The following is a 15,560-nucleotide window of genomic DNA, read 5'->3' as shown; positions in this document are numbered from 1 at the left end:
CCCGCTTTTACACCGCCGCCCGGCCCGGGTCCTCGGATGATTCGCGAGGCACAGGAGCCGGTGAGAGTGCCCCGATCGCGTCGGCTCGCGCCCCGCCCGTCCACAGGTCGGACATGTCTCGACCCGAACCCATCTTTCGTATCGGATGGGCGACTTCGCCGGCCGAAGCACTGCCCGACGGCCGGGCTTTGCGACAGGGTTGTCTTCCATGGTGGTGGAATTCGCTCTGCTCGGCGGCATCGAGGCGCGCGTCGGCGGCGCGCTCGTCGACCTCGGCCATACCCGGCAACGCTGTGTGCTGGCGGTGCTGTTGATCGAGGCCAATCGTCCGGTGTCCATCGATCGCATCGTCGAACGGATCTGGGGCGAAAGCTTTCCGCAGCGCGCGCAGGGCACCCTCTACAGCTACCTCTCCCGGCTGCGCCGCCGCCTGGCCGCCACCACGGAGGTGCGTATCGCCCGCCACTCGGGCGGCTACCTCCTGGAGATCGACGCGTTCGCCGTCGACCTGCATCGCTTCCGGGCGCTCGCGGCCGAGGCCCGCGCGGCCGAAGACGACCACAGCGCCGCGTCGATGTGGCGGCAAGCCCTCGACCTGTGGCACGGGGACGCCTTCGCCGCGGTCGACACGCCGTGGTTCAACGCCCTCCGCGAGGCACTGCACCGGGAGCGCTACGAGGCCGAACTCGACCTGGTCGACGTTCGGTTGCGGCTGGGCGAGCATGCGGGGCTGCTGCCGGGACTAGCCGCCCGCGCGCGGGCGGACCCCCTCGACGAGCGCCTGGCCGCGCAGCTCATGCTCGCGCAGTACCGCGGCGGTCGCCCCGCCGAGGCGCTGACCCACTACCGACACGTCCGACGGCGCCTCGTGGAGGAATTGGGCACCGACCCCGGTCCGGAGCTGCGGCGACTGCACCAGCAGATTCTCACTGCCTCGCCCTCGCTCGCCGCCCCGGCAGCCCTGGCCGCCCCGTCCTCCCCGCACCCACGCATGACCACCGCGACCCCGGTCCCGCGCCAACTCCCCGCAGCACCACCGGTCTTCATTGGCCGTGCGGTGACGGCGGCCGAGCTCGACCGGCATCTGAACGAGCGCGGCGACTTGGGTCGTGGCGTGGCGATCGCGACGATCGGCGGCGCCGGCGGGGTCGGGAAGACCTGGCTCGCGCTGCATTGGGCGCACCGGAATGCCGCGGCCTTCCCCGATGGGCAGTTGTACGTCGACCTCCACGGCTTCGTTCCGGTGGGCGAGCCCGTCGCCCCGGCCGCGGCACTGCGCGGATTCCTCGACGCTCTCGGCGTCGCGGCGGACGCGATCCCGGCGGACCGGCCCGGTCGTGCCGCGCTCTACCGCAGCCTCGTCGCCGACAAGCGGATGCTGATCGTGCTGGACAACGCGCGGGACAGTGAACAGGTCGTGCCCCTGCTGCCCGGCGGCCCATCCTGCACCGTGTTGGTCACCAGCCGCCGGCGCCTGGCGGGGCTGACCGCCGCGCACGGCGCCCGTTCGCTCGTCTTGGGCTTGCTGACCGAAACCGAAGCCCGCGAACTGCTCGTGCACCACCTCGGACCGAAACGCGCCGCAGCCGAACCGCAGGCGGTGTCCGCGCTCGTGGACCACTGCGCGGGCCTGCCGCTGGCCGTCGCCATCGTGGCCGCGCGCACGGCCGGCCGCCCCGGTTTCCCGCTCGCGGTGCTCGCGGCGGAACTCCAGGACCGCTCAGCCCGCTTGGACGCCCTGGGAACCGACGACCCGATCGCGGACCTGCGAGCGGTGTTCGCGTCGTCGTACGCCGCCCTGGACCCGACGACCGCATGGGTGTTCGCACTGCTGGGCGCCGCGCCGGGCCCGGACATCGCGCTCGCGGCGGCCTCGGCGCTCACCGGGCTCACGCCCGCACGGACCCGGTCGCACCTGCGCGCACTCGAGGCCGCGCACCTGACGGAGGAACACGTCACGGGCCGCCACCGCATGCACGACCTCGTGCGACTGTACGCCGCCGAGCGCGCCCGCGAGCCCGAGCGAGGCCGCGCCCGCGAGGAAGCGCTGCGCCGGCTCGTGGACTTCTACGTCGACGCCGCCCACGCCGGCGACCGCGTGCTCTCCCCACAGCGAACCCCGCTCGCGGCGGCACGGCCTCCTGCCGCGTCGCCCCCGTTCCGGGACGCGACCACCGCGATGTCCTGGTTCGAGGCCGAACACGCATGCCTGCGCGACGCGCACGCGTTCGCGATGGAACACGGCCTGAGCCGTCGAGCGTGGGAACTGGCCTGGTCGCTGGACACGTTCCAGTGGCGGCGTGGTCGGTTGCCCGAGCGCGTCGCCATGCTTCGGGCAACCCTGGCGGACGTCGACGTGTGGGCCGATCCGGCCGACCGGGCCCTCGCGCACCGACTGCTCGGCCGGGCCCACGTACCGCTCGCAGACCACGCCGACGCACTCGAACACCTGCGCAGATCCCTCGCGTTGTCGGAGGCGATCGACGACGGCGCGGGTCGGGCCCAGGCCCAACTCAACCTCGCGCTCGCGTGGGAACAGCACGGCGACGACCGGCAGGCCCTGACGCACGCCCTGGAGAACCTCCGCATCCGACGCACGCTGGACAGCCCGCATCGGGAGGCCGAGGCGCTCAACGCCGTGGGCTGGTACCAAGCCCGCCTGGGCGACCTGCGATCCGCCCGTGACCACTGCGAGCGGGCCCTCGCCCTGTGTCGTCGGCACGGCTTCCGCGAGGGGGAGGCGTTCACGCTCGACAGCCTCGGCTACCTCGCGCACCGCGACGGCGAACACACCGAGGCCCTGGACCACTACCGCCGGGTGGTGGCGCTGCGCCGCGACCTCGACGACGCCTACGAGGAGGCCGACGCGCTGGTGTGCCTCGGCGACGTCCACCACGCCCTGGGCCAGGACGCCGAGGCACGGAACGCGTGGCGGCGTGCGCTCGCGCTGTACCGGCACCAGGGCCGGAGCGATCGGGCCGAGGGCGTGGTGGACCGCCTGGCGCCCGTCGACGGCGATCCGCGCCCGTAGCGGCACGATCACATGCCCGCCCGGCCGGGTTCCCGCGTCCCGCACAGCACTCCCGCTGCCTGTCCCACCAGCCGATTCAAGGTTTGGACAAGGTTTATGCACGGTCGGCCGAGCATCGTAAGGGGCGCCATCTCGATGGCCCGGTTCTTTGCCGCGGCCGTCGTGCAGCCGCCGGGCGGATCCCGCGCCCGGTCCGATCATGTCAGGAGTGTGGACATGTACAAGAAGATCGAGGCGTGGGGGAACGGCCTCCTCGAACGGTTCGTGCCCAGGGTCGAGGCCGCCGCCTGCGGCTACGTATGCGTCACGGGCGGCCCCGGTTCGGGGTGCGCACGCTGGAACCACACGTGGGTCAAGGACTCGTGCACCAACACGTTCATCCGGTGCGGCTGCTTCTAGTCGTACTCGTCCCATAGGTCGTCGGTCGGGACGCCGCGCGAGCGTGCGCCCGACCGACGCCCGCCCCGGGGAGGAGTGACGGTTCGTGGAAATCCTTGCCGTGGCCTGTGGCTCGGCGCTCGCCGTGGTGTTCGCCGCGGCGGCCGTGGGCAAATTGCGCAACCGGGCATCGTACGCGGCGTTCGTCCGGGCGCTGGCCGCCGTGGAAGCGGTGCCCCGCAGGTGGGCCCGTGCGTGCGCCGCGGCCGTCGTGGCGGCCGAGGCGGCGGTGCCGCCGCTGTTGGCCGGGCAATACGCGACGTGGCATGCGGGCGTCGCGGGATTCGCGCTCGCCGCCGGCCTCCTGTTCGCGTTCACGACGGTCGCCGCAGCGACCGTCATTCGCGGGGCTCACGTCGAGTGCCGCTGTTTCGGGGCCGGAGGGAAGCCGATGGGTCGGCTTCACGTGGTGCGCAACGGCACTCTGACGCTGATCGCCGTCCTCGGTGCGTTCGCAACCTCGGGCGGGCGGGTCGAACCGGCCCAGGTGGCGGTGGCGTCGGCGGCCGGCGTCGTCGTCGGTATGACGGTGATCCGAATCGAGGACATCGAAGCGCTGTTCCGCTCGTCGACGAAGGAGAGGGACGATGCCGTTCCTGGTGGTCGCGTTGGTGCTCGTGGGCGCGTTGTGCGCACTCGACCTGGTCCTCACGCTGGGCGTGATCAGGCGACTGCGGGAGCACGCCGAACTGCTGTCGAGCGGGGGTGGCTCGGGCGACCCGCTCGACATGGCGGTGGGTGAGGAGGTCGGCGAATTCTCGACGTCGATGGTGGACGGCGAGCCTTTGACCCGGGGGATGCTGGCCGAGGAGACGCTGGTGGCGTTCTTCTCGCCGGGCTGCGAACCGTGCCGGGAGAAGCTGCCGCGCTTCGTCGAGCACGCGCGGACGTTGCCCGGGGGGCGCGATCGCGTGCTGGCCGCGGTGGTGGGCGACGCGGGCGAGGCGGCCGCGTTCGTCGCCGAACTGTCACCGTTCGCACGGGTGGTCGTGGAGGCAGGTCCGGACGACGCGCTGGGGCGGGCGTTCCGGGCCAGGTCGTACCCGACGCTGCTGCGGGTGGCCCCGGACGACGCGGGTCGACTCGTGGTCACCGCGAACCGGGTCGACCTGGGCCGATCGGCCGCCGCGGCGCGATGAGTGACTTGTCGACGCGGGCCCGGGCCGCCGCACGCCGGGTATTCGCCGCGGGCTCGTTGGCGATCGAGGGCGCCCCCGGGACGCTCGCGGCGTACGTGCTGCTGACGTTGGCGGCCGGTGCGCTCCCCGTGGTCGCCGCCTTCCTGACAAAGCTGCTCCTGGATGACCTGGTTGCGGGTGCGTCCACGGGGACGTTGCTCGCGTTGGCGGCGGGCCTGGCGGCGGCCGGGATCGTCGCCGGGGCGACGCAGCAGGTCACCGAGTACCTGCGGGCGGAGTTGGACCGACGGGTGGGACTGCTGGGGCGCGACCGGCTGTTCACCGCCGTGGACGGGTTCGTGGGGCTCGGACGGTTCGAGGACCCCGGCTTCCTGGACCGGCTGCGACTGGCCCAGCAGAGCGTGGGCCACAACCCGAACGAGACGGTGGTCGGAGCCCTGGGCGTCGTCCGCTCGGTGCTCACGATCACCGGGTTCCTCGGGTCGTTGGCGCTGCTCGGCCCGGTCATGGCCGGACTCGTGCTGGTGTCCGGCATACCGGTGCTGCTCGCGGAGATCGCGCTGTCGCGGCGTCGCTCGCGCATGCTCTGGGACATCGGCCCCACCGAGCGGCGCGAGTTGTTCTATGGCGACCTGCTCACCGGCGTGGAAGCGGCCAAGGAGATCCGGCTGTTCGGCATCGGCGCGTTCCTGCGCGGGCGGATGCTGACCGAACGACGCGCGGCGGATGCCGCCAGGCGAGCTCTGGATCGGCGCGAGGTCCGTGTCCAGACCGGACTGGGGCTGCTCGCGGCGCTCGTCTCCGGCGGCGGCCTGCTGTGGGCGGTCGGCGCGGCGCGTTCAGGGGTGCTGTCGGTAGGCGGCGTGACGATGTTCGTCGCGGCGGTGGCCGGGGTGCAGGCGGCGTTGGCCACGCTCGCGACGGAGGTCGCCCGCACCCATCAGGCCCTGCTGATGTTCGACCACTACCTCGCGGTGACGACCGCCGAGCCGGACCTGCCCGTCGTCGCCGCACCTCGTCCGGCGACGGCGCTGCGCGGGGGGATCGAGCTGCGCGACGTGTGGTTCCGTTACTCCGACGGGCATCCGTGGATCCTGCGCGGGGTCGACCTCTACATCCCCCACGGGAGCGTGATCGCGCTCGTGGGGCTCAACGGAGCGGGCAAATCCACGCTCGTGAAGCTGTTGTGCCGCTTCCACGACCCGACCGCAGGCGCGATCCTGTGGGACGGCGTGGACGTGCGCGACATGGACGTCGCCGCGTACCGCCGACGCATCGGCGCGGTGTTCCAGGACTACATGCACTACGACATGACGGCGGCGGAGAACATCGCCCTCGGCGATCTGACCGCGCTCGACGACGGCATCCGACTGCGGGACGCGGCCCGACGCGCGGGTATCCACGACAAGCTCGCCCAACTGCCGCACGGCTACGACACCCTGCTGTCGCGGATGTTCTCGGCGCCGTCCGGGGACGACGATGGGGACGCCGCCGAGGGCACCGTCGAGGACGATGTCGAGGGCGCCCGGTCGCAGGCCGGTGTCATGCTCTCGGGCGGTCAGTGGCAACGCCTCGCCCTGGCACGCGCGTTCCTGCGCGACCACGGCGACGAGCGAGACCTGATGATCTTGGACGAGCCGTCGGCCGGGCTCGACGCGGCGGCCGAACACGAGATCCACGCGTCGCTCGCGTGTTATCGGGCCGGACGCACAAGCCTGTTGATCTCGCACCGTCTCGGTGCGGTGCGCGACGCGGACCGCATCGTCGTGCTGGGCGGCGGTCGCATCGTGGAACAGGGCCCCCACGACGTGCTCATGACCTTGGACGGCGAGTACGCCCGGCTGTTCACGCTCCAAGCGGCCGGGTATCTGGGCGATGACGTTCGCACAGGCGGGCACTGATGCGCGGGGCGCTCGGACGACGGCTGCCGGTCGTGCTCGTGGGCCTCGGCATGGTCTCGTTCATGCTCGTCGTCGTGTCGGCGCGCAGGCGGTTGGTGGCGGTCACCGTGCGCGGTTCCAGCATGGAGCCCGCGTACCGTGACGGAGATCGCGTGCTCGTGACGCGCGGGTCTCGGCCCGCTCCAGGGCGGGTCGTGGTGATCGCGCACGCCAGGCCCGGACGATCCGCCTCGGACGCCCGGACCCGGACGTGGTTGATCAAGCGCGTGGCCGCGGTACCCGGAGACCCGGTGCCGCGCGACGGCGTGGCGGCGCTGGCCGCGGTACCCGAACGGCATGTGCCACCGGGGAAGCTGGTCCTGCTCGGCGACAATCCGGACGCGAGTCTCGACTCCCGGCAGATGGGCTACTTCGCGGCGGACCGGGTCCTGGGGACCGTGATGCGTCGGATGGGGCTGTCAGCGCCCACGACGTTGCTGGAGCGTCGGTGAAGTCTCGTTCTCGACCCGGTGGTTGCGGCCGGCAGGTCGTGCGGGGATTGCGCTGACATCTGCGCGGAAGCGTCGGTACGGTTTCATCGGACCTGGATGGGCGAGTTGCTTTACCGAACGGCCGCCCGGCGTTGGGCCGGAGCGGCGGTTCGTGACGGGGCGCGGACCGGGTCTTTTTCCCCGAGGACCCGGTGCCGCGCCCAAGGTGTCTCCTACCCCGGACGTCGACGGTTCACCGGTCGCTCGTCCGGGTGAATCCCGATCGGGCCACGTCCTCACCGACGTCACGTACGCCCCGCAGGTCTCCTTGTCCGCCGACGTTGCCACCGACCTCCACACGAGCCCTGACGTATCGACCACCATGCACAGGGCCCAGGGCTGGAGCGGAAACGTGACCCACCGCTCGGACTTCGCGTGGGTGGTGTGGCGGATCAACGCCGACGAGCCGCGTCGGTTGGTCGGGGAGGACGCGGACCTCGCGGAGCGTATCCGGGAGGCGATGATGGACCTGGACCTGGACCTGGACCTGGACCTGGACCCCGCCCCCGACCGCACTGTGCGCGCGCTCCGGCCGAAGTGTGCGGCTCCATCCGCGCTCCTGACCACGGCGCACCCGGCTACCAACGCCTCGCCCGATCCATACGATTGCCTTACGCATATTTCTCCCGAGTGGTCGAGCCTGAATGTCTTGGCCGGTCGTGCAACGCCCTTTGACCCGACTACTTGGAAACCTTCAGGGATAGGCCCAGAGGCAGTAGTAGCCATCGGTGTGAGGGGCACGGCACTGGGTCGGCCGTCCAGGCAGCGGGAATTCACCACTTGTTGTGCCGAATGCGCCCTTCTCGCGGGTGTACTGCGTGCTCCCGACGTGCTGCTGGAAACCGTACGAGGGCAGGACACGCGACTTCGTGCCTTGCGGTCGACCTGGGCAAAGCCTCTTCGGCCGAGACCGATGCGGGCAACGGCCTTCGGGCGCGCCCGAATGTCGCTGGCCAGAACGCACAACGTCGGGAAAACAGACAATGGAGGACGCATATCACCTATCCACCTCGCCGCGAAGGCCCGGCAGGGATAGCGTTCGCGCGCACAGCGCACTTCCTTCTGCCGGATTCGGTGCGGGGCGGTTGTCGACGCGGTCGGCGAACGCGCGCATCCTTCGACTGCGACGACTGCCGAGGGTGTCCCACACCAGTACGACGAGCCGGCCCCTGCGGCGACCAGCCGTGCGCCCTCAACAGCCGCCACGCGCTCGACGGCAGCGCCGCCGATCCGCAGGGTCAGCGTGTCGTCGTACACGGTGTCCGGCCGGAACACGTCGGTGTCGTGACGGGGCCACCAGGTGCGCGGGCCGCCGGACTGGCGGGCGTTGAGGGTGGTGTTGAGGTCGGCGGTGCGGATGTAGCGGCGGAACCGGTCCACGACGGCGCGGTGCGCCACGATGCGCGGGGGCGGGTCGCCGCGCTCGGCCGCCTCGGCGAGCAGTGGACCGTGCCCGAACGCGTGGTCGATGTGCGCGTGGCTGTACACGACCGTGCGCAGCGGCGCATCGGTGACGGTGCGGATCAGACGCAACAGCTCCGGCCCGTCGTGCCTCATCGCGGCGTCGACCAGGACCAGTCCCTCGTCCGTCTCGATCACCGCGACGTCGACCACCCCGGCGGTGACCTGCCACGTGCGCGGCGCAACCTCGATCGCCCGGCACTTCGGCTCCGACCAGACCTTGTCGCGACGCTGCGCGACCACCTCCCGACGCCGCCGGCCGCTGCTCGGGGCGAGGCCGTTCGACTCCTACGCCGCAACCGTTGACCGTCGAGGGTGCGGAGGATAGCTATGCCGGTTATTCCTGGTGGCGTCCATGTTTCCGTCGGCGCTGCCTACGTACACGACCCGTTCGGCCACCGCCGACGTCGCGGAGACGCCGCCGCCGGTGGTGAAGGCCCATCGCTGTTTCCCGGTGGCGGCGTCCAAGGCGTACACGTTCTTGTCGTAGCTGCCTACATACAGCACCCCCGCAACGACCCGCGTGAGGTGAGGACCTCGGCAACAGCCGCTGCGCGCGACGGCCCGGGCGAGTTCCCGTTGAATCGAACTCGCCCTGCTCCTACGGATGATCCCGTCGCCGCAGTGGCGGGCACAGGGGCACCTCGGCCGTATCTTCGCGATTCGCTGCGTGTCCGCCACCCCGACCCCGGGCTTCTTCAGGGGCACGTAGCCGGCCTGGCTAGCCGTTCGTCTCGTGAATCCGGTTCCGGGCCTCCTCGGCCTGGTCGGCGATCGTGGCTTGCACCGTGTCGGGCAGGTTCTTGGCGGTGAACACGTCGATCATGCGGTCCAGGACCGCGTCGGCCTCGGCGAGGTTGCCGTCTTTCGCGTGAACTCGCGCGAGTCGGCGCATGGTCTCGTTGAGGGTGATGTTGTCCACGCCTTCGTCGCCGGCGGAGGCGCTGACGACCGCGCCGAGCTGCTGGACGCTTTCCTTGATGTCCGCTTCGCGGACCAGCACTTGGCTGCCTTCGATGCGCTGGAAGTGGCGTCCGGCGTTGGCGCCTCGGGCGAGTCTGGCGTAGGTGGCAAGGGGGTGGCTGCCGTAGCGTTCGACGACCTCCTGGAGCGCGTCGTTGCCGCTTTGCAGTTGCGGGGCGTCGGAGCCGAGGAGGGTGAGGAGCTGCCCTTGGGCGTCGTCCAGGAGCAGCTCGCCGACGTGCTGGTCGGTGCGGGTCAGGGGGTGCCGGACCAGGATGGCGCGGGAGCTCGCGACGGTTCGGGAGCCGTCGGGGCCGTGGTAGGCGGCGGTGATCGTGTAGCGGCCGGGTTCGCCGAAGTAGAGTCCGGCGCCGCCGTATCCGATGTACGCGCTCTCGTAGACCGCCGGGTTTTGTTCGGTCAGGAGTGTGGTGGCCTGGTCGTCGCCGTGTCCGTGGCACGCGTTGACCAACGGGCGGAACACCCGGGTGGTGCCGGCGGGATTGGTGATCGCCAGGGCGACGGCGCCCGCGCTCGGGTGCAGGTGCGGGGTGACGGCGACGTCGCCGCGTCCGCCGGTGCGGGCGAGCTTGATCTGTACGACGACGGGTTCGCCGTACTCGAATGTTGTGGCGCCTTGCAGTTCGAGGCGCAGGCCCGTCTCCTCGGCGACCGGCGCGCCGAAGGACGCCGCTGCGGCATCCGCGTCCAAGGCCGCGCCGCCCATGAACTTGGCTCCGCCGGGGATGACGTAGCCGAGGAAGGCGTGGCGCAGGTGCTGGAGTTCGCTGTCGCTGAACCGGAACGGGAACGCGGCCCAGAAGGCGTCGGCGGCGGCGGCTCGCTGGGCGTTGCTGCCGCCGTTGGGCAGTTGGTAGTTCTGCGGGTAGTTCATCCAGGACAGGTCGCCGTAGCCCAGGTTGGGTCCCAGCGGCGCGGGTGGGGTGGCCAGATCCTTCTGCCAGGAGTGGAGCAGGTTGAGCGCGTGTCCGATCTCGTGGACGTAGGTGTGCACGCGCGTGGCGGGGTGGGCACCGTACATCTGCGGGCTCGCCAGGGCTCCTTCGAACACGGCGAGCCCCTGGCGCTGGGGACCGGACTGGTCGAACATGACACCGAGGAAGTTGCTGCCCCGCTCGGAGAAGCCGCAGGCCAGGACCCACAGGGCCCAGTTCGGCGCATCCCGGTAGAGACTGTAGTTCGCCAGCATCGCGGCGTGGAGTTCGGCGTCCGACCAGCGCAGGTCCGAGCCGGCCCAGGTGGTGGGGAGCGTGTTCGACTGGCCGGCGGGCCGCAGCTCGATACCGGCCTCGGCGAACGTGCTCGGGATGGTCAGCACCCGGTTGCGGTAGCCGGGCGGGACCGCCCTGACGGAGGTGTCGTACTGGGTGAAGGCACCCGAGCCCGCGACCGTGTCGACCTCGTAGTCGATGGTGCGCATGTAGGGCGAGTCCCATCTGCCCGAGTCGAAGTCGATGTAGCCGTCGCCTTGGATCAGCGCGAGGGACATCTCCCGGCGCGAGTCGTCGCGGGGCAGCACCCGCAGAAGCAGCAGGTAGATCTTCCCCTGCGCGCCGTTCGCCATTTCGATGTTCTGGACGGGCACCGTCACGTACTGGTTGAACACCAGTGTCGGGCGCACGCGGAACGAATTGGTGTAGTAGCGGATCCCGTTCATCGTGATGTATACGTCGCCGCTGACCATCATCGAGGCGTTCGGGCCGTCGATGTCGACGCGCAGCTCGACCGAGCACGCGTCTTTCTGGAACGTGTAGCGGCCGGACACCGGGTACACCCGCATCGCGAAGCCCTCGTCGCGGAGCTGCGTCAGCCCCGGGTTGAGCGATCCCAGATCACCCGACGTCTCCACACCCGTGGCCCAGTTCAGGATCGCCCCGCGTGGTCCCTTGATCAGCAGCGAGCGGCGCGTGCCGTCTGCGGCGGGCGCCAGCGCGGCAACGTGGTCGAGGTCGGACTGGAACTCCGCAGGCAACGAGGCCCAACCAGCCTGCCCGGCATCCGGCCCATCGGTGATCGGGACGTCGCGCAGGACGCCGTTGGTCCAGTCCAGCGTCATCACGCGGGCGCCCTTGAAGAAGTACGTCCGCCACTCGCCGGTCGCCGGGTCCGGCGGCGCCTGCATCAACGCGTCCAGGTCGGACGACCACGCCGCGGGCAGGAGCGAGCCGAGCGACTTGTACTGGGTCGCCGCGAGACTGCCCATCCGCTGCCAGGTCCCACCCTCCGGAGTGATCCGGCCGCGCCGCTCTTCGTAGATGATCGCCTGGTCGCCGCTGAACAACATGTACATCGCGTATGGGCCGTTGGGCGGCAGTTGCAGCGCACCGTCGAGGCCGTCGGCGAACGGCGCCGGGAAGGCGCCGTACCGCCCGCCGAGCACCGCCGTGCGTGGGCCGGAGGCGACCAGCCCGGTCTCGGTGATCGCCACCACATCGGGAGTGCTGAGGAAATCGGTCTGCCACCCGTTCCCTTCGGGGCGGCCCAGCACCACGCTGTACAAGGTCTGCTTGCGCCGGAAGAACCCCATGCGTATCGCCCCCCAAGACGAGCACCAAATCGGCCGGATCCACGCCGGGCTATAACCCCACCATTCGGGCTGCCCGGCCAACAAGCAGAGTTTCCGGACAATAAGTCAAGATCAGATGTGATCGCCGCCACCGGGATACCGGATCAGCGCGGAGCGCACCGACTCCCCTCCGGCGACAGGGAGTCGATGGAGACGCTGCTGACGGCCGAGCCGTGGGCGTTCGCGATCGTGACGTGCGAGACCACGGTCATCGGCGTGCCGGTCCGCCGGCTGAGCGCCGCTACGTAGTCGGGCGACGCGGCGCTCAACGCCTCGATCAGCCGAGTCACCAGCTGCCAAGGCACGAGGGTGTTGTCGTCGTTCGCGGGGCACTCGTGCCACACCGTGACGAGCCCCGGGCGGCTCGGCGACGTCGTCCAGGACGCGCGTCGCCGGCCGAGACTTCCCGCCGCCCGGCCGTCCCGTGATCAAACGGCACGACAGTCAGGGCCCGTCGAGGCGGTTCCAGCGCGATGCGACGGGGTCACCGCGTGTCTGCCCCATCGGTGGCTGCGGTGTGCGGTGACACGTGTAGCCGTGATGCGTAGGGGAGTTGGGGTCATCGGGCGGTGCAAAAACTTAGCTCGGTTCGGTATTGACCATTGCGGGTGACTGGTGTGTGATCGACGCGCACCGGATGTAACCAACCGCCGCGCCAGGGTGGTCGGTCGTCCTGCGCCGGCAGTTCGCTCGTCCATGAGGACAGGTGCGGCTCGGTGAAGGCCGAGCGTCGTCCGCACCCGGCATCGACACCACTGCACCCGGCATCGACACCACAAACCGAACACGGGGGATGGCATGACCGAGTTCCAACCCACCCGCCGCAACATCCTGAAGGCCGCCGGTGGGTTGTCCGCGGCGGCGGTGCTCGGCGCCGCAGGCGTCGTCGGCGGCGCCTCCGCCGCCCATGCGGTCGGCGACGGCTTCGGGCTGCGCGTCATCGACAGCAACGAGAGCGACCCGCGCCTGAAGTACTACCGCTTCAAGACGAGCCAGATCGGGTGGACCACGGGCCCCGGTGTCAACGTCCTGCTGCCCGACGACTACGACAGCAGCGGCCGCAGGTACCCCGTCATGTACCTGTTCCACGGCGGCGGCACCGGCGCGGACTTCCGCAACTTCGATGTCCCGGGCGGCATTCGGGAACTCACCGCCGGCAAGCCGATCATCGTCGTGATGCCGGACGGTGGCGGCGCCGGCTGGTACTCCAACCCGGTCACCTCGTTCGTCGGTCCCCGCAACTGGGAGACCTTTCACATGTCCCAGCTCCTGCCGTGGGTCGAGGCGAATTTCCGGACCCATGCGGAGTACGACGGACGTGCGGTTGCCGGCTACTCGATGGGCGGCTTCGGCGCGCTGAAGTACGCCGCCAAGTACTACGGCCACTTCGCCTCGGTCAGCGCTCACTCCGGCCCGCCCAGCCTGCGCCTCAACGGCGGTGCCGTCGGCCACTGGGCCAACGCGTCCTCGGCCGCCATCGAGCTGGGCGGCGGCACCATCTACGGCGTCCCGTTGTGGAACGAAGCGCGAGTCAGTGCCGACAACGCGGTCGAGCGCATCCCGAGCTACCACAACAAGCGGATCTTCATGGTGGCCGGCACGGGTGCCGAGAACATTCCGTGGTTCAGCGCCTTTCAGGAGTCTCATGTCCTGGACGGCCAGCGCGAGTTCCGTGGCCTTCTCGATCAGGCGGGCATCCCGTACACGGCCCACGAGGTTCCCGGTGGCCACACTCTCCGTTGGCACCTCCTCGCCGAGGACATCGACGGCATTGTCGCCCACCTTCGTCCGGCGGCGTAGCTGCTTCTTCGTGCTGCCGGCTTTCCTGTCCCACCTGGACGACCCGGCCGCGCAGGCCCGCGTGCTGCGCCGTCGTCGGGAATTCAATCCACCACATCCGCGACACCGGCGCCCACGGTCCCGGCCGCGGCCGGTCGGCCCGTGGACGGGTCGGCCCGGCGCGGGCGGAGATGTTCCCTGCTCGTGGATGTATCTCGACCGTCCGTTGGATGGGTCTCGACCGTTCAGGTCCTGTCCTGGAGGGCGGTTGTGCGGTCGGCCGCGCCGGGTCCTTGTCGTTTCGCGGGTGTGGCGGGCCGAGCACGCGCTCGTTCGTCCTGCCGTCGCCGGCGACGGTCAGCCTTCGTCCGTCGCCGTTCCCGGTCGATAGTCGGGCGCCACCAGTCCGGAACGCCGCCACAGGGCCAGGCCGGGGCCGCCCATGAGCCCGTTCTCCTCGTAGAACCCCACCAGGCGCCGTCCCCAGTCCTGCAACGCCCGGCTCCGGTACGGGTTCTTCCAGGCCTCGCGGGCGGCGGCCCGGGGGTCCAGGCCCACCGCGGCGTAGACCCCCGGATGGATCAGGTTGCGCGCGGTCACGTGCGCGACCCGCGCGATGAGCAGCCGGCACATCGCCTTCTCCCTCCGGTTCAGATGCGGTGTGCGGCGTGCGACCTCCTCGCGGGCGTAACGCACGTGCCGCGCCTCCTCGATCACGTGGATGCGCGCGACGTCGCGGACCAACGGCTGGAGGGTCTCGTCGCGCATCATCTCGCGTTGCATGGTGTCGAGGATCTCCTCGGCGATGAGCGCGGCGGCGAACGGCTGAACGCCCGAGGCGACCGTCTTCAGGAACCGGCCGAGTTCGTGCGCGTGACGGCCGGGACCGTAATTGGGGCAGTCGAACTTGCCGATCATGCGCCCGAACATCGTGGAATGGCGACACTCGTCGGCGATCTCCATGAAGGCGTACTGGACATGACGGCTCGTCATGTCCTGGTCGTACGCGTGCCTGATGAGCAGTTGCATCAGGATCACCTCAACCCAGATGCCGACGCTCGCCGTGCTGGCCACCTCGTGGCGGGACAGGTCGATGCGCTGCTGCCGGCCGAGCCGGTCCCACGTGGGAGTGCCGTACAGGGTGCAGCGCTCCTCGTTCATGAAGAACGTGTCGGGTAGCAGCGCCGCGTCCCAGTCGATCTCGGTCAGCGGGTCGAACCAGTTCTTCGCGGACGCCGTCAACAGGCGCTCCGCGGTGCGCTCACGGTCCATGGTGTCGTCCTTGACCGGCATGCGCGGCCTCCTCGTCCATTCGTGCTGGTGGTTCGGCGGGTACTTCCCGGCGGCGCAAACTGGCGCCAGGACGCAAGGAATGTTACATAAAGTTATATATATGCACTTTGTGTCAATCATGCTGCGGCGCGCCGAATCGTGTGCCCCGCGGTATCGGGTGGCATCCGCGCGGGGCGGAACCCACGCCCGGCACGCACCGCGCCGCGCCGGGACGCACTCGCACGAGACCGCGATCCACCGCCTCGACGAACCGCTCGAACCACGCGAGCCGACGTGGGGCAACGTGGGGCGAACCGCGGCGCGACGAGGATCTCCGAAATCGGCTGTGCCGGCGTGGTTGGAAGGCCGGGGCGGGCAGCCGGAGGCGTACTGCCACCGCGAGATGCTCGACGCGGTCCGTTACCTGGTCGACAACGGCGTCAAGTGGCGTGCGATGCC

General features: G+C 70.5%; 12 protein-coding genes. 7 read left to right on the top strand and 5 right to left on the bottom strand.

Features of this window, described 5'->3' with window-relative positions; all coding sequences use genetic code 11:
* Window positions 1-208 precede the first annotated feature (208 nt).
* The 6 genes from ABZS54_RS21115 to ABZS54_RS21090 all read left to right on the top strand — a co-directional run bounded on the left by ABZS54_RS21115 (window position 209) and on the right by ABZS54_RS21090 (window position 7,000).
* Window positions 209-3,031 (top strand): BTAD domain-containing putative transcriptional regulator, encoded by a 2,823-nt coding sequence (locus ABZS54_RS21115; protein ID WP_355537998.1) that lies wholly within the window; start codon window positions 209-211, stop codon window positions 3,029-3,031.
* Between the two features lie 216 nt (window positions 3,032-3,247).
* The gene (locus ABZS54_RS21110; RefSeq protein ID WP_355537995.1) at window positions 3,248-3,430 is read left to right on the top strand and encodes a hypothetical protein; all 183 of its coding nucleotides are present in this window, start codon (window positions 3,248-3,250) and stop codon (window positions 3,428-3,430) included.
* Window positions 3,431-3,515: 85 nt separating this feature from the next.
* A complete protein-coding gene (locus tag ABZS54_RS21105) occupies window positions 3,516-4,211 on the top strand; it encodes a MauE/DoxX family redox-associated membrane protein (RefSeq protein ID WP_355537992.1) in 696 nt (231 codons plus the stop codon).
* Window positions 4,096-4,608, top strand: a complete 513-nt coding sequence (locus ABZS54_RS21100) for a hypothetical protein (protein ID WP_355538087.1) — start codon at window positions 4,096-4,098, stop codon at window positions 4,606-4,608. The genes ABZS54_RS21105 and ABZS54_RS21100 overlap by 116 nt, the downstream gene beginning before the upstream one ends.
* On the top strand, window positions 4,605-6,509 hold the full coding sequence (locus ABZS54_RS21095) for an ABC transporter ATP-binding protein (protein ID WP_355537989.1): 1,905 nt from the start codon (window positions 4,605-4,607) through the stop codon (window positions 6,507-6,509). The genes ABZS54_RS21100 and ABZS54_RS21095 overlap by 4 nt, the downstream gene beginning before the upstream one ends.
* Complete coding sequence (locus ABZS54_RS21090) at window positions 6,509-7,000, top strand: S26 family signal peptidase (RefSeq protein ID WP_355537986.1); 492 nt, start codon at window positions 6,509-6,511, stop codon at window positions 6,998-7,000. Before ABZS54_RS21095 ends, ABZS54_RS21090 begins: the two co-directional genes overlap by 1 nt.
* Here the strand turns inward: ABZS54_RS21090 and ABZS54_RS21085 are convergent.
* From ABZS54_RS21085 to ABZS54_RS21070, 4 genes are all read right to left on the bottom strand, one after another.
* A complete protein-coding gene (locus ABZS54_RS21085) occupies window positions 6,968-8,653 on the bottom strand; it encodes an MBL fold metallo-hydrolase (RefSeq protein ID WP_355538085.1) in 1,686 nt (561 codons plus the stop codon). The two genes, ABZS54_RS21090 and ABZS54_RS21085, sit on opposite strands and share 33 nt — an antisense overlap.
* A gap of 135 nt (window positions 8,654-8,788) precedes the next feature.
* Window positions 8,789-9,007: a PQQ-binding-like beta-propeller repeat protein gene (locus ABZS54_RS21080; RefSeq protein ID WP_355538082.1), complete on the bottom strand. Its 219-nt coding sequence runs from the start codon at window positions 9,005-9,007 to the stop codon at window positions 8,789-8,791.
* A gap of 214 nt (window positions 9,008-9,221) precedes the next feature.
* A complete protein-coding gene (locus ABZS54_RS21075; RefSeq protein WP_355537983.1) occupies window positions 9,222-12,011 on the bottom strand; it encodes a hypothetical protein in 2,790 nt (929 codons plus the stop codon).
* Window positions 12,012-12,154: 143 nt separating this feature from the next.
* Window positions 12,155-12,355, bottom strand: a complete 201-nt coding sequence (locus ABZS54_RS21070; protein ID WP_355537980.1) for a hypothetical protein — start codon at window positions 12,353-12,355, stop codon at window positions 12,155-12,157.
* Between the two features lie 493 nt (window positions 12,356-12,848).
* Between ABZS54_RS21070 and ABZS54_RS21065 the strand changes: the two genes are divergently transcribed.
* Window positions 12,849-13,850: an alpha/beta hydrolase-fold protein gene (locus ABZS54_RS21065; protein ID WP_355537977.1), complete on the top strand. Its 1,002-nt coding sequence runs from the start codon at window positions 12,849-12,851 to the stop codon at window positions 13,848-13,850.
* A gap of 336 nt (window positions 13,851-14,186) precedes the next feature.
* Here the strand turns inward: ABZS54_RS21065 and ABZS54_RS21060 are convergent, their stop codons facing one another.
* Window positions 14,187-15,122, bottom strand: a complete 936-nt coding sequence (locus ABZS54_RS21060; protein WP_355537974.1) for a diiron oxygenase — start codon at window positions 15,120-15,122, stop codon at window positions 14,187-14,189.
* Window positions 15,123-15,560: the final 438 nt, after the last annotated feature.

Origin of the sequence: Embleya sp. NPDC005575, from assembly GCF_040605455.1 — a bacterium.
Taxonomy (GTDB): Bacteria; Actinomycetota; Actinomycetes; order Streptomycetales; family Streptomycetaceae; genus Embleya.
The sequence above is the reverse complement of the archived record's forward strand: the minus strand, read 5'-3'. Positions and strand labels throughout refer to the sequence as shown.

Bases quoted from the DNA above. Each gene is read 5' to 3' on its own strand.
- ABZS54_RS21115 (WP_355537998.1), top strand. From the start codon at position 209: ATGGTGGTGGAATTCGCTCTGCTCGGCGGCATCGAGGCGCGCGTCGGC.
- ABZS54_RS21110 (WP_355537995.1), top strand. From the start codon at position 3,248: ATGTACAAGAAGATCGAGGCGTGGGGGAACGGCCTCCTCGAACGGTTC.
- ABZS54_RS21095 (WP_355537989.1), top strand. From the start codon at position 4,605: ATGAGTGACTTGTCGACGCGGGCCCGGGCCGCCGCACGCCGGGTATTC.
- ABZS54_RS21090 (WP_355537986.1), top strand. From the start codon at position 6,509: ATGCGCGGGGCGCTCGGACGACGGCTGCCGGTCGTGCTCGTGGGCCTC.
- ABZS54_RS21075 (WP_355537983.1), bottom strand. From the start codon at position 12,011: ATGGGGTTCTTCCGGCGCAAGCAGACCTTGTACAGCGTGGTGCTGGGC.
- ABZS54_RS21065 (WP_355537977.1), top strand. From the start codon at position 12,849: ATGACCGAGTTCCAACCCACCCGCCGCAACATCCTGAAGGCCGCCGGT.
- ABZS54_RS21060 (WP_355537974.1), bottom strand. From the start codon at position 15,122: ATGCCGGTCAAGGACGACACCATGGACCGTGAGCGCACCGCGGAGCGC.